Below are 19,741 nucleotides of genomic sequence, written 5' to 3' on the forward strand. Positions count from 1 at the left end.
AAGCTTGAAAAAAAGGAAACTTGAATACATTGTGGAATATATAAAAAAACAGATTAATAGAAGGAGCTTCCTATGCTGCCGATTCACAAAGAAACCCATTGGGTATATAAAACGGCCCAAATCACAAGGATTATTTGGTTTGTATTCCATTTATTATTTTTGGTTATTTATTCTGCTAATCAACCTTTCCTTTGGCTGTTGATGCCTATGTTTTTTGCCGCATTTTTAATCCCTCAATGGTCTGGAACAAAGATTGATAGCTTTGGTGTCAAACACTACTCATTTTTAGAATTAATCTTTAGCGGATTATTTTTAATCATAGGGTGTTATTTATTAGGGGAATATTCTTCATTTTTAGCTCTCCCTGCCCTTTGTGCCGGCATTTATAGCAGGCAAGGAAAAGAAAGATGGATTTTATGGGCTGGCTTTTCTATTGTTCCTTTTCTAGCTTTCCTTGCCATTGGTATCGATCATCTGGGTTTAGGGGTAATTGAGGGTCTATTCTTTTTTGCTATAGGTACAGCGGTTTCGAAAGTTCTTGAAGCAGAAAAGAAAACGCAAATTTTATTGGAGGAAAACCAAAGGCAGAATCAACTTTTAGAAGAGTATGCCAAGCAGATTGAAAAAGTCACTTTATTGGAAGAACGGGATCGGCTGGCAAGAGACCTTCATGATACAATCGGTCATACCTATACCTCCGTTATTATGGGACTTGATGCCGCAGCGTTTCTCATGGAAACTTCTCCAAATAAAGCAAAGGAACAAGTGGAACGGTTAAGCGCTGTGATGAGGAAATCGTTAGATGAAATTAGAAGTCATATTCATCAGATTTCACCAAATGAGGAACGAGAGGAATTAGCTTCACAATTGAAACATATTGCGGATGAATTTGCGCTGCATACGAAGACTGAAATCCATTTTGAACATGAAACCCGAGAATCGGTGAATATTTCTTCTCAAGGAACGATAGCCCTTATCCGCTGTCTTCAGGAGTCTTTGACCAATGCTATCCGTCATGGGCATGCTACCGAGATTCACATAACACTTAAGGGATTAGCCTCTTATGTGGTTCTTACCATAAAAGATAATGGAATAGGGATAAGTGAGATAAATTATGGTTTTGGCCTTAACGGAATGAAGGAACGCTTGGAATCGCTGCAAGGTAGTATGACCATTGAATCAAGATTAAATGAAGGAACGGTTATAACGTGTTTATTACCAATAAATCGTTTAAGGGGGGGGGAATGAAACACGATGATAAAAGTGTTAATTGTGGATGACCAGGAATTAATTCGTGAAAGTCTTTCCATCGTATTAGGTGGGGAAACAGACTTTGAAATAGTTGGCACGGCTGAAAATGGACAAGTTGCGATGGATTTAACGAAACAGGTTAGTCCTAATATTGTCCTAATGGATATACATATGCCAATCCTAAATGGGGTAGAGGCAACAGCTCAAATGAAAAGTGAATTTCCTGATGTTAAGGTCATCATTTTAACAACCTTTGAGGAATTAGGTTATGTAAGGGATGCCTTAGCAGCAGGTGCTGAAGGTTATTTATTAAAAGCCATTCATCCTAAAGATCTTGCAGCGGGAATCAGACTTGTCCATCATGGTGGGACCTTGATTACTCAGGAGATAGCGAGGCAGTTAATTAATCAATGGGTTAATCCGTCTGAACAGGTGAAAGAGGAAAAAACCAACAAAAACAACTTTGGCCTTACTGAAAGAGAAATCGAAGTGTTAGAAGAACTTTCGAATGGTGCATCCAATCGGGAAATTGCCCGGAAACTTTACTTAACGGAAGGAACGGTTAAGAACTATATTTCGAATATCTATTCTAAATTAGAAGTAACAGGAAGGCACAAAGCTGTGTTTAAGGCGAAGGAAGAAGGGATTATTCATCCTTAAGCTATTGGGTGCCAGGTTACTCTTCGTGAAAAAGGAGCAGAGAATAATCGTCTGCTCCTTTCCTTTTACGATAATACCTCTGAATTTTTAGTAGCTTTTAAGAGCTTATCCGCCATTTGCAGCATTAATCTAATTCCCTTTTGACCATATCCAAAATGGTTTAAGGTTCCGATGAGGTAGGCATCAGTCGCAGGATGGTAAAACATAAACGCACCCGTGGAGCCTGCATTTCCCCAAGAGTTATATTTTGCTGGCATTAATACAGGAACCGTTTTGATATTCATTAATCCATATCCGTAATCAATTCCTAAAAAGAACTTACCCCAATCACTTTTCATTTTTTCAATCGTTTCTTTCTTTAAAATTTGACCATTAACTAATGCTTTCATGAACTTTAACAAGTCACTAGTGGTGGATACGATGCCACCGCCAGCATAAACGATGCTCATACTCTGGTGATTGGAAACCTCTGTATCACGGATATACAACTTAGCTAACTTGTATGGGCTTGCTTCTAATGGTTCAGTACGGAAGAAATGGGAGTGTTTCATATCTAGGGGTTCAAAGATGTTATTATTAAGCACTTCGTGGAAAGGTAAGCCTGTGATTTTTTCAATAATAAATCCTAATAGGTGATAGCCCGTATCGGAATAATGGAAGCCTTCTCCTGGAGGGAAGTGGTTTTTCATATTCTCTTTGGCCCAATGGATGACATCATGCGGAGTCCATGTACGATTCGGTTCATCCACGATCAGGTCAGGCATAGACGTTCCCTTTACCGGTTTATCCTCTAAAAAGTCATTTAAGCCTGAGGTGTTATTTAGTAAATGTTTGATTTTGATCTCGTTGGTATAATCCTTCTCTTTGTAAATATGCAGATTATTTAATAGGTCTGAATCTAAGTACTGTGAGATTTTGTCCTCATACGAACAAAGGTCTTGCTCGACTAACTGTCCAAAGATAACAGAGGTAAATAATTTACTAATACTAGCGATATAAAAAGGTTGTTCGGCATGAATCGCTTCTTCTCCAGCAGCCAAAGTAATATCAACACCGTGTTTCTGTGAATATACACGTAAATAAGCATTGTGTACTTTTGGATCTTTTTCTACTTTTTTCTTGAAAAATTGTTCAATCTCCATTTGTACCTTTGACTTCTCCAATTTCCCATCTCCCATTTTTTCATTTTATCTTTTTATACTAATTTCATTGTAGTATTTTCAGTAATGGTTATGCTACCTATTTGGAAAAAATTGAAACTTCCCCTATTCCTCATTCGTAAACATTATTATATTCTCTGAAAGTCCAAAGACTTTAATAGGAGCTGATCACTGTGGATTCCATTGTTTACTTTCAAGATAATTTTTTTTCAGCTGGCACAACGGAAATTTTTAACGAATCAAAGAATAAAGTAGGCGAGTTAGATTTAAAAAGTATGTTTTCTGCTAGTGTGGAGGTATTAGACAACGAGGGAAATGTGATAGCTAGCGGTAAGTTTCCTTTTATGGGCATGAAATGGCGAGTCTATGATGGTCAAGGACAAGAAATCGGAGCCTTAAAACAAAAGCTCTCTTTCTTTTCCAAAAGATATGAATATCAGGCTGAAGGTAGAGGCTATTATTATATTGAATCTGAAGCCTTTTCAAAGCAATATGACGTCTATCAGGACGAAACAACCATCGTTGCTACATTTCATAAAATTAGCGGGTTCTTTTCCTCGCCTGCGTTTCAGTTGACCAATCATTCCGATCAACTCTCCACAGAAGAATTAATTGCAGTTGTCATGGGTGTTAATGCCATCCAAAGACGAAATAGTTCGAATGCAGCGGCTACCACGTAAGTGAATGGGGAAACGTTTTTTAATAGAATAGTTGAGTTTGACCAGTATGTTTGATGATAGATTAAGTCCTTATAATTGTGTAAAAAGAAAATGAGTCATTTTATTCCTTCTTGTCAACAATGTTTAACGACCAAGAAAAACATTGAAAAGAGGTATATAAAATGACTCAATTACAGTTTAACCTAGATATGGACCTTTTAAAAGACTCCATAATGAATTCTAATATTGAAACAGTGGTAAAGTCTGCAATCGTTTTAGTTTTAAATGAGTATATGGAAAAAGAACGAGATAATTATTTACAAGTTGGTTCCTATCAACGCTCATCAGAGCGCCGTGATTACAGAAATGGTTATTATGAAAGAGAACTTATTATCAGTATTGGAAAGATTAAATTACGAGTCCCTCGGACTAGGGAGGGTGAGTTCTCTCCAACAGTTTTTGAGAAATACTCACGGGTTGATCAAGCCCTTGTTCTCTCTATGTTAGAAATGGTGGTTAACGGTGTTTCTACACGTAAAGTTACAAATATAATTGAACAGCTTTGTGGTGAAGCTGTCTCAAAATCTTTCGTTTCATCATTAACGGAGAAGCTTGATCCTATTGTAAATAAGTGGGCTAATCGCCCTCTTAATGTTCAATATTATCCTTATTTATTTGCAGATGCTATGTATATTAAGGTGCGTGAGCATAATAAAGTCGTCTCAAAAGCAGTTTATATTGTTACGGCTATGAATGAGAAGAAAAAAAGAGAGATTCTTGGATTGAAAATTGATCATGTTGAAAGTTTTGAAGCCTGGCAAGGCTTCTTGCAGAGTTTAAAAGCGCGAGGTCTACAGTCCCCTAAACTTGTTATCTCCGATGCTCATAAAGGATTAAAGAAAGCAATTGAACGCGAGTTTATTGGAACGGCTTGGCAAAGGTGTACCGTTCATTTCAAGCGTAATATCATAAACAAGCTCCCTAAAAAGGAAATGAGTCAAGTTATCGCAGATATGAGAAGAATCTTTCAAACTATATCTTGTGAAGAAGCTAGATTATTTAAAGATGAATTTATTAAACGTTACGAAGATAACCCCAAAATTAAAAATGCAATTGAAATATTAGAGGATGGATTCGAAGATTCCATCCAATATTTTAATGAGCCAGAGACATACCATCGTCATCTTGCGAGTACAAACTCATTAGAACGATTAAACCAAGAAATCAGAAGACGAGAAAGAGTGATTCGTATATTCCCCAATACACAGTCGGCATTTCGTCTTATAGGAGCACTTTTAATGGAGAATGAAAATCTTATCGTGTTAAATAAAAGATACACGCAACGAAATTAATATAGAGAAACTCGAAGCGAAATTTGGATTACTGGAAAGGGGGGCCCCCCTTTCCAGTAATCCAAATTATAAAACACTAAATAACATATATAGGTTGTAACATTGGAGATAGGAATTTACACAATTGTTAGGACTTGACTTGATGATAGGACATAGGATCCGTTATTTAAGCAAAAAGCCCATTTTTAATGGTGTTATCGGACACAGGTTCCGCTAATTCAATAAAACAGGGTAGTTTCTATGAAAATTAGGCAAATAACGGATCCTGTGTCCTTAAAGATCCAAAAAGAGGTCATTTTTCATCAAATAGCGGATTCTGTGTCCTTTACAGCTTCGCCCCGTAGCTTTAAAAAAGCCACCCGTTGCTTCTGACCAGCAGGGTGGCTTCCTTCCGTATTCATACCACGACAATGGCCTTTTATAATTGCACTATGCCACATTTAAATTTTCATATTGGTTGTTATGCTAGTGTTTAAATTAGACTTCTTCAATAATAAGGCACCATTATAAATAAACCAGGCAGGAACGATCACTAATCCACCTAAGCCCATTCCAATCATAACAAGTAAAGAAAGCCCCGTTACATTTCCAAGTACGGTTAAGATAAAACAGCTTCCACCAATTAAACCTAAATAGGATAATAGTTTTTGATTGTTCCTTTTAAGAGAGAAAACACTTACTGTAAAAATCCAAATACCTACGAATCCAAAATCAAGCCAACCTTGTGGACTTAATTCTACTAGACCTGCCCAAGCGAGAACGATTGTATCCAAAACAGCTCCGCCAGTATGTAACGCTTCATGGCTTAGTTCATGGTCCAATCCAGTTTGCCGAAGATTATTGATAGCGAGTAATGCAAACCCAATAATCGCCATTACTTTGGAGTAAGGGTACCATTCACTGTGGGAGGTTTGTTTTTCTATCGTTCGAGAGAGGGTTAAGACAACCATAACACCCAAAATCCCCAAAAATCCTAATATATAATGAACCAGTATGAGTTGATTCATGTAGGTGACATGGTCAACGACAGCATTTTCTCCTGGTGGAGATAGCAAGACAATGATGACTGTCAACAAATAAAGCAATCCTACAAGAATGGCGGAAATTCCACCTAATGTTGTTTTTTTCATAGAAACCTCCCATTATTCATTTTTAAAATGAAATAAACAAGTAGAAAGAAAACTTCGAAAGACGTTAAATTGATTCGGTAAATGTAATTTATCAGGACCAAGTTGCAAGCAGCTTAAATTGATTCCATCATAAAAAGTAACAATTGTTTTGGCTATATCTTCAATCGGGACCGAAGGACTAAACTCCTTTTCGTCTATTCCCTTTTGAAGGATCCAAACTAAACTTTTCCATGCTTGATCCACTCGTGATTCCAAAAAGGGGAGATGCTTCTTAGTTGCCCAACCAGTAGTGAAATAATATTCGTAAATTGCAGGAACTAAACGGTCCTCTTGGGCAACAATGTTATCCTGAATGATATCTAAAATATAAATAAGTGCTTCCCAATTCGTTCGCCCTGGGTTATAAATTTTCTCCATATCCCAAACATCTTCCAAATCTCTTTTTCTTAAAAGTTCAATAAAGACATCTTCTGTATTTTTAAAATATGTATATACACCTCCTCGACTGACTCCGGAATGGTTGATAATATCTTGTATCGTGGTTCCGTTAAACCCTTTTTTGATAAAAACTTCTTTGGCTGCCTGCAGGATTAAATTTTTCCGTTCTTCTCTATGCTGATTTGAAACAATCGGTGACAAACTTGTATCCTCCTTTTAAAGAGTCATCAATGACTCTAATAATAGAAAAACTTTCCAAAAAAGTCAATTACTAAAAAAATGATAGCAAACAGATGAAAAAGTACGAAGAAATGATCCAGTTGGTAAGTTTATTTCCAAAAATATATACTAAATAAAGAACCGAATAGGGCTATCTGGAGAAAAATTGAAATAATAAAATTCGGCGGAGGCGATTAGATGGTAAGAGAAATCGTTTTAGATGATTTTTTACTAAAAGTTGAAACCTATCAAGAAGCTGAAGTTAATGGACGTAAGCTAATCACGATAGATTTTAAAGTAACACATGAAGAATATCATGATGTGACCACTTTATTATATAAAGGTACTTTCACTATTAAAGTCCCTGAACATCAGCAGACGTTCCGTGGAAGGATTCAGGAATACTATACGTCGGTAACTAATTTATATGAAAAAGATCAGGTTGGGGATTTTCATGTAAGCTTTATTGAAACGGAGAAAGAAGGCTCAATTGAACGATGAGATTAAGTATTTTAGACCAAGCCCCCATTTCAGACAATCAGACCGCAAGAGAAGCATTAAACGCTTCGGTGAGATTGGCGCAAGTTGGGGAGGAGCTGGGCTATACACGTTATTGGATAGCTGAACATCATGATCTGCCAGGACTAGCCTGTCCGGCTCCAGAAGTGATGCTTGGTTATATAGGAGCACAGACGCAAAAAATACGGATTGGCTCTGGCGCTGTTTTGCTGCCACATTATAAGCCTTATAAAGTAGCAGAAGTGTTTAATCTTTTAGCTACATTATTTCCTGGAAGAATAGACCTTGGCATTGGACGGGCTCCTGGTGGGTCAGCAGAAGCAACGAATGCCCTGTCAGATCAATTTTTACAGCAAGTTTGGAATATGCCGAATTCGGTTAAGGAGCTTCTCCAATTTCTAGACGATGATTTCCCACACGAACATAAGTTTACAAAGTTATCAGCTGCTCCAGTGCCAGAAATAGCACCTGTTCCATGGCTTTTAGGCACGAGTAAAAAAAGTGCCTTGCTGGCGGCTGAATATGGGATGGCGTATACCTTTGGACAATTTATGAGTGATCAAGATGGTGCAGCTATTATCGGGCAGTATTTGGATTCCTTTAAGCCAAGAAAACAAGGTGACCTTCCTCAAGTTGTTTTAACGATATCCGCCATTTGTGCGGAAACGAATGAAAAGGCAGAAGAGGTAGCTTTAAGTACCCTTATTTGGGCTCTGCAAAGAGGAAAAGGTAGTGGGGCTGGAGTTCCTTCCATTGAAGAAGCTAAGCAATATCCACTAAATGAGGCAGAACAGGAAACAATAGAAAAAATGAAGCAAAAGATGATGATTGGCGACCCTCATAAAGTTAAAGAGAAATTGGCTGAACTAGCAGAACAGTATAAAGCGGATGAAATCATGATCGTCACGATTACCCATTCCCTAGAGGACAAAATCCAATCATATAGGCTAATTGCGGAACACTGTTTATAATGCAAAATGAATCAATGGTTGATATGAAGTACTGACAAATTAGTAGGGAGGTATGATTCCTAATGTTAACGAGCGAAGCCATTAGTCCAGATAAAGTGAAGATAGAAAAAAAGGTAGAAGCCTATTCCATTGGCAAAGTAGTGAGTGTTGAGAATAAAGGGAATTTAGTTGTCGTTCAAGGTGAAAATGGCAAGATGGCATTAAGTAAAATATCTAAAGGGATTGTTAGAGTTAAATTATTCATTGGAGAACATCCAACAGATTCATTGGATATGAAAACGACCGTAGCAGTTGTCAAACACGATTCGGAACAGCCGGATGGTGCCAGTATAAAGGAGACGGATACGGTCTTTATCTGGGACACGGTTGATGTAAAGGTTGAAATCACAAAAGAAAATAGTTCAATTCGTTTTTTAGATGTAAATGAACAAATGGTTGCAGAGAATGTTTCCCTTCATTGGGATGTTAACAAGGCAGTAACAGGAGTGTTTCAAACCTCTTTGAACGCTCATTATTATGGATTGGGTGAAAAAACAGGGTTTTTAGATAAACGAGGAGAACGCTACGAAATGTGGAACTCCGATGTCTTTGCTCCACATGTTCCCGAAATTGAAGCTTTGTATCAATCGATACCATTTGTCATCGTTCATGATCAAACAAGTCCTTACGGGATTTTCCTAGATAATCCTGGTCGTTCGTTCTTTGATATGCGCAGTCAGGCAGATGCGATGACCGTTCGAACCGAAACGGGAGCCTTTGATTATTATTACATAGCTGGTCCAAAACTAAAGGATGTGGTGAGTCAATACACCACCCTAACTGGACGTATGTCACTACCACCTCATTGGGCAATTGGCTATCATCAATCTCGTTATAGCTATATGAATCAGGATGAGGTATTGGAGCTTGCACGGACCTTCCGTGAAAAGGGGATACCTTGTGATGTGATTTATCTTGATATCCACTATATGGATGGGTATCGAGTCTTTACCTTTGACCCTGTTCGATTCCCGAAGCCTAAAGAGATGATGGCTGAATTAAAGGAAATGGGTATCCGTGTTGTTCCTATTGTTGACCCAGGAGTAAAAGTAGACGGGAACTATACAATTTACCAGCAAGGGACTAATGGGAATTATTTTTGTAAAAAGCAAGATGGCGTACCCTTTATGGGACCGGTTTGGCCAGGAATAAGTGCGTTTCCTGATTTTACCGAAGATGAGGTTTCAGAGTGGTGGGGTGACTTACATCGTTTCTATACTGAAATGGGAATCGAAGGTATTTGGAATGATATGAATGAGCCTGCCGTTTTTAACGAGAGTAAAACGATGGATGTCGATACGATGCACGGGAACAACGGGAATCCTGTCACACATGGAGAAATTCATAATTTATATGGCTTGCTGATGTCAAAAGCAACTGCCGAAGGCTTAAAGCGCCACTTAGATGGACACCGGCCGTTTGTGCTGACACGTGCAGGATATGCAGGCATCCAACGATATGCGGCCGTATGGACAGGAGACAATCGCAGCTTTTGGGAGCATATGGCCATGGCTATGCCAATGGTACTTAACCTGGGATTATCAGGAATACCGTTCTCTGGACCAGATATTGGCGGCTTCGCCCACCACACTTCTGGAGAACTGTTGGCACGCTGGACTCAAATGGGTGCCCTATTCCCATATTGCCGAAACCATAGTGAGTTATCAAGCATTCGTCAGGAGCCGTGGCAATTTGGTCCAGAGGTTGAAAAAATCTGTAAGGACTACATTGAATTAAGATACAAGTGGCTTCCATTTCTGTATTCTCTATTCAGAGAGTCTGCGGAGAATGGGTTGCCCATTATGCGCCCGCTGATTTTAGAATATCCAGAAGATCCGAATGTGTTCAATCTTTGTGATCAGTTTCTATTGGGGGACAGCGTGATAGTGGCACCTGTTTATCGTCCAAATACGGATCATCGTGCGGTGTATCTGCCAGAAGGAACTTGGTATAACTATTGGACTGGTGAAAAATACGAGGGGAAAAATCATATTCTAGCGAATGCCCCATTACATACAATGCCTTTGTATGTAAAAGCCGGTGCCATTATGCCTAACACCGAATCTGTTCCTTCAACGATGTCGGAATCTCCAGAAAATTTACAACTGACCGTATACTGTTCTGGTTCCGCAAATGGAGTATTTGAATTATATGAGGACGATGGATTAACACTAGCTTATGAGCAAGGAGTCTTCAACCTTTTTGATCTTTCGATGAAAGAAACAGAAGGCCAGCTTAACCTGGAAATAAAAACAAAGAAACATGGCTACGAAAGCAATAGAAAGCATTGGACCATTCAATTTAAGCATCTTCCAATAAAAGACTACCGGATTGAAGACTTTGCTGCCGTCTCCAATAAAGAGGCTTTGAATCATACAGATAGTGGCTGGTACTATGAAAAGGAAACGGGAGAACTTACTTTGAAAATAGAACAGCCGAAAAAGGAACTTGTTCGTGTAAATGTGCGAAGCGTTTAATGATAGAAAAGCGTTCAAGGGGATGTACAGAAGGCAGAGCCTATTAAAAAACAGGCGGAACGTTTTGCATCAAGTTTTACGGATAAATGAAATAAAAAGAAATAACCTCGGTATTGTTCCCGAGGTTATTTTATTGGTGATGCTATCTCTTGAAGTTCATTCACTGTAACAAATTGATATCCCTCATTGGTGAGCTCTTTTAATATTTCCTCGATTGCTTTCAGCTCTTCTCCCGATTGGTCATACATCGGATGCATCAAGATGACCGACCCTGGTTTCATATTATCATTTACATATTCAACTTTTTCAGAAACTGTTGCGAAATAGGTATCAGGTTCCAAGGTCCACATAATCGTATCTCGATTGTGCTTATGTAAATAATATGGCAATCCGACTAATTTTTTTCCGTTTGGAGGTCGAAAGTCAATTTCGCCTTTATATCCGGCTTTGCGAATGAGAAAATCGTTTTTTTCGATTTCTTTTTTAATAAAAGAAGGTGATTTAAACACCATTCGATTGTGTGAAAAGGTGTGATTACCAATTTGATGTCCAGCTTCGACTAATTTTTTGGCTTCTTCAGGGTGTTTTTCGATGTCATTTCCGATAAGAAAAAAAGTCGCTTTTGCCTGATATTTTTCTAATAAAGGTAATATCTGCTCAACGTTCTTTGTCGGACCATCATCAAACGTTAAGGCCACTACCTTTTGATCCGTTTCTACTTGGTAGGTTAAACCTCCAAATAGTTGAAAGGTTCTTGCATTCATCAATTTGTACGTGCCAAATAATAGAGTAGCAAATACAAAACATCCAATTCCTATACCGATAAATACCTTTTTCATAATTGCATCCTTTCTAACAGGTGTTATCCCACTGATTGCCAGTAAAAAGACAACCAATATAACTTTTTTAAAACCATTTTACCACTCAATTCCAATGGTTTTGTAATTTTGTTATCCCATTGTGTTTGAATAATCTGAATGATGTCTACACTGTAGGTGATATGATTATTATTTTGAGGTGATAGTTTGAAAAGGTCAGTATTTTATAGTGTGCTCGGGGTTGTTTTAGTAGCGGGGCTTGGACTTGCTTTTTGGGATAGTAAAGAAGAGGCGAACGATGCTGAGAAAAAGCAGGATGCCTTTCAGCAGGAAGCTAATGAAGTCATGAAAAAAGCAGTTGAGGTATCTGTATCAGATGATGGGGGTGTAAATGCCAACCATTTGTATATCCCATGGACGATTAACAAAAATGGTAGTTCTTTTTTCTTAAGCCAAAGGGAAGGATCCATTATTCAAATTGATGGAGACATGGGTTTAGTTGAGGTACAGAATGTAAAGGCGACAGAGGAGATTTTCCATGAAGGAGAAGGAGGATTTCTTGGTTTTACATTAGCTCCTGATTTTGCAAAATCCAACAAAGGGTTTGCTTATTACACTTATCAGAAAGACGGTAAGACGCTAAACCGAATCGTTTCACTACATTTGAAAAACAATGTGTGGATGGAAGATAAGATTCTGTTAGATGGAATTCCAGGCGGCACGGTTAATAATGGCGGACGCATTAAAATTGGTCCGGATGGAATGTTATATGCTACAACGGGTGATGTAGGCAAGTCAGAAAATGCCCAAAACCTAGCTAGTTTAGCTGGGAAAATTTTAAGAATGAACCTTAATGGTGATATTCCAGTGGATAATCCTTTTAAAAATTCCTATGTTTACTCATACGGCCATCGTAACTCTCAAGGATTAGCTTGGGATGGTAATGGAAACCTCTATAGCTCAGAGCATGGAGAATCCGGACATGATGAAATTAACCTGATTCAAGCCGGTAAAAACTATGGCTGGCCTGTTATCCAAGGGGATGAAGAAGCAAAGGGTATGATGAAACCAGTTCTTCAATCTGGTGATCAAACTTGGGCACCATCCGGTATGGCTTTTCATGATGGAACACTGTATATGGCTTCTTTAGCGGGTAAAAAAATATTTACGTATGAGCCTGCCAACAAACAATTTAATGAGTTCTATGGAGAAGCTGGTCGATTAAGAGATGTGTTGGTTGAAAACAATGAATTGTATACGATTACGAGTAATCGTGACAATCGTGGGAAACCAACTGCAAAAGATGACCGTTTAATACATCTATCTTTAACAGAAAAGGCATCGGCCAATAAAAAATAATCAAAAAGGTAATCGCCCAATATAGGACGATTACCTTTTTTACTGCTTATTTCTTTCTAAGACTCAATACATAATCGGCAACAGCTTTTATTTCATCTTCACTTAATGTATCTTTAAATCCAGGCATCTGACCTTTACCGTTTTGCACCTGTTTGATGATCGCGTCACGATCCATTTTGCTTTCCTGTAAGTTTGGACCATTATGTCCGCCGGCTCCTGCATCACCATGGCAGGCTAAGCAATTGTTTTTATAAACTTTTTCTCCTTCGGCCGTATCAACGCCTTCATTATTGGCTTTTTCATTATTATTTGCTTGCTGTTTTTCTGTATCTTTTTTAACAGGTGATATATTAATCGCATCCTTAGGGATATCTTCTAAAGATCCGTATTTACCTTCTAAGGAGAAGGTATAGATTTTATCACCATGTTTGGAACCTGCTAACGTATTTCCAGCAGCGAAGATCGAAATATATTGCTTTCCATCGACTTCATAAGTGATTGGTGGCGCATTGGCACCGGCATCCATTTTAAACTCCCATAAATCTTTGCCGTTCTTGGCATCATAGGCAATAATACGTCCATCATTATGCCCTGTAAACAATAGGTTACCTTTCGTTGTTAAAAGACCACTATAAGCAATCGCATCCCAGTTCTTTTGCCACACGATCTTATTCGTTTTAATATCGAGTGCCGTAACGGTTCCGCGGCTTGGGGAATTTTGAACCGGTTGCCAGACACTTCCGATATATTCTTTCCCTTCCTCAAAGCGATTCTTTTCTTCTTCGCCGTAATGAGCATAGGCAAAGTAATTATCATTTCCTAACACATAAAAATACTCTGTGTTCGGGTTATAAGCCGATGGCGGCCAGTTTGCTCCCCCTTGAGGCGATGGCTTAAGGGTAATCGGTGTATCCCAAAATGGAGTAAACATTTTCCCATATTGACCTTTAAAATCCTTAGGTAAATCTCGTTCGACATCTTCCTTCGTCACTTCTTGTGGGACAAAATTATCCCCAATTGGATGCGGCTGAGTAGGAGATGTTTTTTGCCTTTTATCCTGGGGAACAGGTTTTTCTTCGATCCCAATGAGCGGCTTTCCATTGGTTCGGTCTAAAATATAGAGCCATCCTGTTTTTCCAGCTTGGACAATCCCTTTGCGCATTTTTCCATTCATTTTTACATCAAAAAGAACGACCGGGTTAGCCGGGTCTAAGTCCCAAATATCATGGTGTACTTCTTGGAAGTGCCATTTATATTCACCCGTATTGGCATCAAGCGCCAGAATCGAGTTGGCGAATAAATTATCGCCTGCCCTCTTGCTTCCATCAAGGTCAGGTGAGGTATTCCCACTGGAAAAATAAATAAACCCTAATTCTGGATCAATAGCTGGAGTCTGCCAAACCGGTGCTCCGCCTGTTAACCAGTTCTTACTATCCTTTGGCCATGTTTCACTTCCTTTAGCACCTGGTGCAGGCAGTGTATAGGTTCTCCAGATTTGTCTGCCCATTTCTGAATCATAAGCGGCCACATACCCGCGAATTCCATATTCACCGCCAGCGATCCCCGTATAGACTTTACCATCATAATAGAGGGGGGCACTTGTTATGGTATAGCCTTTTTCCCAATCATCCACTCTCGTTTCCCAAACAACCTTACCGTTTTTTTGATCTAAAGCGATCAATCTTGCATCTAATAATCCAACATAGACTTTACCATCTCCTAATGCAACACCACGGCTCGTCCACCCGCAGCAGACCGTATTGAGACCTTCGGCAAGCTGTGGTCGATATTCCCAAATGATTTTCCCGGTTTTTACATCAATAGCTTGGACATGATCAGCCCCAGTAATGCTGAACATCACGCCATCATAAACCAGTGGAGTTGACTCACCAGAATATTTAAATTCAGATCCAGAGCCTAAACTCGTCACCCATTCTACTTTTAAATTCTTTACGTTAGAAGAAGTAATCTTATTAATCGGAGAATAGCGGCTATTGTGAATATCTCCACCATTTGTCACCCAATTCCCAGATGGAGGAGTGGTTAACTCCTTCGAATCAAATTTAGGAGCGGCCTTCGCTTTATAATCCATATGCTGATAAGAATGATTATCTGTATTAGTCAATTCATCCTTAGGATTATTATCATCGGGGCCCTGCACGCTATCCTCGCCCTTGTTTTCCTTCTTTTGTTTTTCTGAAGCAGTTTCCTTTTTCTTTGAATCTTGATTTGTATTACAACCGCCAAGAATCAGAGCAAATATCGTTAAAATAATCCAAAGAGACCTTTTCACTATTCGACACTCCTTTCGATACTTTTACAGTAATTTGCCCAAATTGGAATAAATTAATCTAAGAAAGGAAAGGGTTCCGAGACATGTATTTTTTGGTAAAAAAATGCTTATCAACCGTTTTGAAGATTTTATCAACCGGAACAGGAGCGTTATCAACCGAAATCCACCATTTATCAACCGGTTTCCAACAGTTATCAACTTTTAGCTTAAATTCAGATGAAAAAGCGGCCGATTCCTATAAAGGAGTCTAGCCGCTTTGTTTTTTACACTAAATTCTTCTCTCACTTATCTTCAACAAATGCAATAAACAAAAATTCAAAAGATAGGAAGAAAAGTAAAAAGGTATGGAATAATAAACATGCCACCCTTTGTAAACATAAACATGGAGTTTGGCTGAGATTATTTCCAATCCCAAACTAAGTATAGTAAGAGTGATCAAAAAAAGAAGTTTCTTTAGGTTGGACTTATGAAAAAACCATTTATAATATATATAAACAACAATATAAGTGAATGGTCCATACACAAATAAGTATAAAACTAAGTCAAATAACTCGAATTTTTCTGTATCGAGTACATCGTAGAAATCCAGTGGTGGTCCGGCGAGAATATGGTCTACAGCTATTCCTAATGAAATATTCAATAAAAAAATAACCGTACTTGTGGAGTAATGAAATCGTTTAGGTAATAGGTTCACGAATACGATCATTAAGGGAACACCTAGTATAAGTAAGTAAATTTCATTTTCATCAAATTTACTTGGAATGGGCATTATGAATTCGACTCCTTCCTAATTCGTTTAAAAAATAGGCGAATGCTAGGGAGAGAAGCGTTATAGAACCTCCCATATAGCTCCATTTTAGAAAAGTCATATTCTTCAACTCAACGATGTGAAACATCTCGTTTAGGGTTTCAAAACGACTAAATAATAATATCCATAATAGAGATAAGGAGAATTTGATAGAGAGATTCCTACTAATTCCTTGTAAAAAGAAAAGAGAAAACGGCAGTAAAATAATCCGGTCCATGATGAGATGGATGAGACTATATTTGTTTTCTTTAATCGTAATCCACCCATGGTTCAGGGCAAGCACATCATAAAGGAGATTCGTGATAAAAAGGATAAAAAAATAATGCCCTAAAGACTGTACTATATCTTTTCTGCAAGCACGCAACCATAGAAAGATAAAGGCGACACAAATGATAATCTTCAAAAATAAGTACATACTTTACTCCTGCTACTTCCTCAAATATTTTGAAATAACCCTATAAGTATTTCCACAAGGATCTGAAAATAATCGTATTAGAGCAAAATCGGGCAGATTCCTACTAGAGGGATTTTTATACTATTTTCTGAAAATATCAAATGTATGCTATTATAATATTAATTTAGTAAATTTATCCTATTTAAGGATAATCCTATTAACAAATGACATTATAAAAAAGTTTTAATAGGAAGATAGGTGTTGAAATGAAAATCGTTATTGCCATTATTATATTTGCCCTTGTGGGGGTTTTGTATGAGCAACTTTCACGTCGCAATGTAAGAAAAAAGACGATTCCCGGTCTAATGATTGATATGGGAGGACGCCGTCTCCACGTTACTGATTCTGGGGGAGATGGGCCTACGGTGGTAATCATTCATGGTGCTGGTGATTCCTCTTATTCGTGGACACATATAAGAAATGAACTGTCAACATTTACTCGTGTCATTACGTTTGACCGACCTGGTATGGGATCGAGTGATCTAGGCCCGGACCCGACCCCAGATCATACTGTCAAAGAAATACACGATTTATTGGAAAAAATGGCGATTACGGGACCCTGCATACTTGTAGGCCACTCCTTAGGAGGGCTGATTTCCCGTCTCTATGCAATGGAATATCCAGAAAAAGTGTCTGGTTTAGTCTTTTTAGACTCAACTCACGAATTTCTTAAAGATGATGTTAAATTTAAACAAGGATTTGCTGCTCTGGGTGTCATGTTAAAAATACTGAGAATACTTTCTCCATTGGGAATTCCTCGCTTCTTTGGTAATGTATTAGGAATCCTTCCCATGTTTGGGAGTGAACAATCGTATTATCGTAAGCAAATTAGCTCCTCTGAATTTAAACAATGGAAAGAAATGGTTTATCAGGTTTTTGCAGGAAGAACAGCTGGTGCAGAGTTTAAAATGGCTCAAGCACATATTGAAGTGGCAGCATCAAGATTAAATACAAGTAAGGAAAATCCCCAATTTGGCGACCTACCCATTGCAGTGGTTAACAACCCAGGATTTGGCGGAAACTGGACAGAAATGCAGAAAGAGCTTGCTTCACGTTCAAAGAACCATTTTCACAAGACGAGTGACCGAAAAGGACATAGCTTGCAAATGCCACGTCCGGAGTATGTACTTGAGGCGATTCATTATGTCGTTAATCAAACAACAAAATAAGTAGTTGTATAACTGTTTGCAAATGACAACCAATTCTACAAGTATCACCATATTTAGAAAAATAGTTGTTTTCCTCTTGATAGGAAAACAACTATTTTTTTTGAAAATATTTACTTGAGAATCAAAATAGGTTTTCCCTTTTAGAAAATCCCATTCTCATTAGGAGAATTCACCGGAATAGCCATTCCAATGTCCCATGCTTCAACAATAAGGCCATTATGGAAACGGAAGATATGTACCAAAGCGGCTCCTGGATCATTTTGATTTTGCTTCACATGAGAGTGAACCCAAACAAATTCCCCATCTTCAATCGATCGTTTGATCTCAAAAGTCTTGTCAGGGTTTTGGGTAGCATTCTCCTCCATCGCTATCATAAGGGAATGTGCATCACCCTTGAAATAAGCATTATGATGGCGGAAATCTGGGCCGATGAACTTTTGGTAAGCTTCTCGAACTTCTCCTGACGCCACGAGTTTCAGAAACGATACGGCTTTTTCTTTCAGAGAAAGGGTCTCATTATCCCGTTCATTCATTGTAATCAACCTTTCTTGTTTAGATTTGTCTATGAAACGAATTCTTTGATTTGTCCTACTAATTTTATCCTAAATAGTAGTCTTTCTTCTAGTTACAATGATGTTCCTAAGGTTATTTAAAATATTCTCCAAAAAGTAATTATTTTACTTTATAAAGTAAAAAATCTATTTTATAATGTGCTTAGTTGGATAATTTTAGAAAAAAGGGATGATAAAAATGGCAACCACTCATTATCTTAATCCTGATTCACATACGTTACATGGTTTTTTCGATAGGGATCTTCGTCCGGCGTTAGAAATCAATTCTGGTGACTCCGTCATTTTTCAAACACTTGATTCCGCCTGGGCCATTGAAAAACGATTAGAACTAGGTGGTCCTAGAAAGAAATTCACAGGACTTGCCGAGGAAAGAGTGCACAATCAATTTGGACACTCTTTAGTAGGTCCCGTATGGATTAATGGAGCAAAGGCAGGCCAAACATTGGAAATTCAAATAAATGAAATCATACCTGGGGACTATGGCTGGGTTTCGGCAGGAGGCTTCCCAAGCTATTGGAATCAGAAGACAAATCTTCTGGATGTAGATGAAGTAACACTAGATTTTGATCTTGATAGAGAAAATCTAATAGCCAAAAGCAGGTTTGGGAAATTTGATTATCGCATTAAGATGCGTCCCTTTATGGGGATTATGGGGATGCCTCCGAATTTGCCAGGCAGGCATACGACGGTTGAACCGAGACCATGGGGTGGAAATCTCGACTGTAAAGAATTAATTGCTGGCAGTACGCTTTATTTGCCTATTCCAGTAGAGGGAGCACTTTTTTCAATAGGTGACGGTCATGCGGCCCAGGGTGATGGGGAGGTGTGCGGCCCAGCTTTAGAATGTGCAATGGAGAAGGTGGATGTAACGTTAACTGTTTCCGAAGATGTTTCCATAAAAATGCCGCGCGCTAAAACGCCAACAGGATGGTTAACGATGGGCATACACGAGGATTTAAACGAAGCCATGTGGATGGCTCTAAATGAAATGCTAGATTTAATGAGCGAATTGTACGGAATACCCAGGGCGGAAGCTTATGCCTATGCGTCAATGGTAGTGGACTTACGGATTACCCAAATTGTGAATGGAAATAAAGGAGTTCATGCTTTTATTGCTCATGATGCTTTGTGAAGTTTGCGTATGTTTGCCGATCGAGATATAGGACATAGGATCCGTTATTTTAATAAAAAGCCGTAATTTTTGGGTGTTATCGGACAGAGGTTCCGCTAATTCATTAAAATACGGTTTTTTTCAATGAAATTGGGCATATAATGGATCCTGTGTCCTTAAAGACTCGAAAAAAGGTAATTTTTGAACAAATAACGGATTCTGTGTCCGATAGGAATCAGCCACCATCCACCAGCCTTCCTTCACCGTATAAAAACCACTTCT

The 19,741-nt window shown here is 38.4% G+C and carries 17 protein-coding genes; 11 read left to right on the forward strand and 6 right to left on the reverse strand.

Annotation, left to right across the window (positions count from 1 at the left end; genetic code table 11):
• Nucleotides 1-72 precede the first annotated feature (72 nt).
• Together ACSBPO_RS03195 and ACSBPO_RS03200 are read left to right on the forward strand one after the other, a co-directional pair.
• A complete protein-coding gene (locus tag ACSBPO_RS03195) occupies nucleotides 73-1,248 on the forward strand; it encodes a sensor histidine kinase (RefSeq protein ID WP_442598641.1) in 1,176 nt (391 codons plus the stop codon).
• A gap of 6 nt (nucleotides 1,249-1,254) precedes the next feature.
• Complete coding sequence (locus tag ACSBPO_RS03200; RefSeq protein WP_442598642.1) at nucleotides 1,255-1,911, forward strand: response regulator; 657 nt, start codon at nucleotides 1,255-1,257, stop codon at nucleotides 1,909-1,911.
• 65 nt (nucleotides 1,912-1,976) lie between these two features.
• On the opposite strand, the gene ACSBPO_RS03205 is transcribed toward ACSBPO_RS03200, so the two are convergent.
• Complete coding sequence (locus tag ACSBPO_RS03205) at nucleotides 1,977-3,074, reverse strand: serine hydrolase domain-containing protein (RefSeq protein WP_442598643.1); 1,098 nt, start codon at nucleotides 3,072-3,074, stop codon at nucleotides 1,977-1,979.
• Nucleotides 3,075-3,244: 170 nt separating this feature from the next.
• Between ACSBPO_RS03205 and ACSBPO_RS03210 the strand changes: the two genes are divergently transcribed.
• Nucleotides 3,245-3,751, forward strand: coding sequence for an LURP-one-related family protein (locus ACSBPO_RS03210; protein ID WP_442598644.1), 507 nt, complete (start codon nucleotides 3,245-3,247; stop codon nucleotides 3,749-3,751).
• A gap of 161 nt (nucleotides 3,752-3,912) precedes the next feature.
• Nucleotides 3,913-5,082 (forward strand): IS256 family transposase, encoded by a 1,170-nt coding sequence (locus tag ACSBPO_RS03215; RefSeq protein WP_442598645.1) that lies wholly within the window; start codon nucleotides 3,913-3,915, stop codon nucleotides 5,080-5,082.
• A 440-nt stretch (nucleotides 5,083-5,522) separates the two neighbouring features.
• Here the strand turns inward: ACSBPO_RS03215 and ACSBPO_RS03220 are convergent, their stop codons facing one another.
• Complete coding sequence (locus tag ACSBPO_RS03220; RefSeq protein WP_442598646.1) at nucleotides 5,523-6,212, reverse strand: hypothetical protein; 690 nt, start codon at nucleotides 6,210-6,212, stop codon at nucleotides 5,523-5,525.
• A 12-nt stretch (nucleotides 6,213-6,224) separates the two neighbouring features.
• On the reverse strand, nucleotides 6,225-6,851 hold the full coding sequence (locus tag ACSBPO_RS03225) for a TetR family transcriptional regulator (protein WP_442598647.1): 627 nt from the start codon (nucleotides 6,849-6,851) through the stop codon (nucleotides 6,225-6,227).
• Between the two features lie 216 nt (nucleotides 6,852-7,067).
• Between ACSBPO_RS03225 and ACSBPO_RS03230 the strand changes: the two genes are divergently transcribed.
• The 3 genes from ACSBPO_RS03230 to ACSBPO_RS03240 all read left to right on the forward strand — a co-directional run bounded on the left by ACSBPO_RS03230 (nucleotide 7,068) and on the right by ACSBPO_RS03240 (nucleotide 10,875).
• Nucleotides 7,068-7,370, forward strand: a complete 303-nt coding sequence (locus ACSBPO_RS03230) for a DUF3219 family protein (protein WP_442598648.1) — start codon at nucleotides 7,068-7,070, stop codon at nucleotides 7,368-7,370.
• Entirely contained in the window at nucleotides 7,367-8,359 is a 993-nt protein-coding gene (locus tag ACSBPO_RS03235) for an LLM class flavin-dependent oxidoreductase (RefSeq protein ID WP_442598649.1), read from the forward strand. The genes ACSBPO_RS03230 and ACSBPO_RS03235 overlap by 4 nt, the downstream gene beginning before the upstream one ends.
• 62 nt (nucleotides 8,360-8,421) lie before the next feature.
• Nucleotides 8,422-10,875 carry a TIM-barrel domain-containing protein gene (locus tag ACSBPO_RS03240; protein ID WP_442598650.1) on the forward strand — a complete coding sequence of 818 codons (2,454 nt, stop codon included), beginning with the start codon at nucleotides 8,422-8,424 and terminating at the stop codon, nucleotides 10,873-10,875.
• Between the two features lie 125 nt (nucleotides 10,876-11,000).
• On the opposite strand, the gene ACSBPO_RS03245 is transcribed toward ACSBPO_RS03240, so the two are convergent.
• Nucleotides 11,001-11,714, reverse strand: coding sequence for a polysaccharide deacetylase family protein (locus ACSBPO_RS03245; RefSeq protein ID WP_442598651.1), 714 nt, complete (start codon nucleotides 11,712-11,714; stop codon nucleotides 11,001-11,003).
• A gap of 186 nt (nucleotides 11,715-11,900) precedes the next feature.
• On the opposite strand from ACSBPO_RS03245, the gene ACSBPO_RS03250 reads away from it, so the two are divergent.
• The gene (locus ACSBPO_RS03250) at nucleotides 11,901-13,052 is read left to right on the forward strand and encodes a PQQ-dependent sugar dehydrogenase (RefSeq protein ID WP_442598652.1); all 1,152 of its coding nucleotides are present in this window, start codon (nucleotides 11,901-11,903) and stop codon (nucleotides 13,050-13,052) included.
• 46 nt (nucleotides 13,053-13,098) lie between these two features.
• Here ACSBPO_RS03250 and ACSBPO_RS03255 read toward each other — a convergent pair whose 3' ends face one another.
• Nucleotides 13,099-15,345 carry an outer membrane protein assembly factor BamB family protein gene (locus tag ACSBPO_RS03255; protein ID WP_442598653.1) on the reverse strand — a complete coding sequence of 749 codons (2,247 nt, stop codon included), beginning with the start codon at nucleotides 15,343-15,345 and terminating at the stop codon, nucleotides 13,099-13,101.
• Nucleotides 15,346-15,428: 83 nt separating this feature from the next.
• On the opposite strand from ACSBPO_RS03255, the gene ACSBPO_RS03260 reads away from it, so the two are divergent.
• Together ACSBPO_RS03260 and ACSBPO_RS03265 are read left to right on the forward strand one after the other, a co-directional pair.
• Entirely contained in the window at nucleotides 15,429-15,596 is a 168-nt protein-coding gene (locus ACSBPO_RS03260; RefSeq protein WP_442598654.1) for a hypothetical protein, read from the forward strand.
• A gap of 1,217 nt (nucleotides 15,597-16,813) precedes the next feature.
• Entirely contained in the window at nucleotides 16,814-17,776 is a 963-nt protein-coding gene (locus ACSBPO_RS03265) for an alpha/beta fold hydrolase (protein WP_442598655.1), read from the forward strand.
• 140 nt (nucleotides 17,777-17,916) lie between these two features.
• Here ACSBPO_RS03265 and ACSBPO_RS03270 read toward each other — a convergent pair whose 3' ends face one another.
• The gene (locus ACSBPO_RS03270) at nucleotides 17,917-18,309 is read right to left on the reverse strand and encodes a nuclear transport factor 2 family protein (protein ID WP_442598656.1); all 393 of its coding nucleotides are present in this window, start codon (nucleotides 18,307-18,309) and stop codon (nucleotides 17,917-17,919) included.
• A gap of 217 nt (nucleotides 18,310-18,526) precedes the next feature.
• Here ACSBPO_RS03270 and ACSBPO_RS03275 point away from each other — a divergent pair, with 217 nt between their 5' ends.
• Entirely contained in the window at nucleotides 18,527-19,480 is a 954-nt protein-coding gene (locus tag ACSBPO_RS03275) for an acetamidase/formamidase family protein (RefSeq protein WP_442598657.1), read from the forward strand.
• Nucleotides 19,481-19,741: the final 261 nt, after the last annotated feature.

Source organism: Neobacillus sp. D3-1R (genome assembly GCF_052180215.1).
GTDB lineage: Bacteria > Bacillota > Bacilli > Bacillales > Cytobacillaceae > Pseudoneobacillus.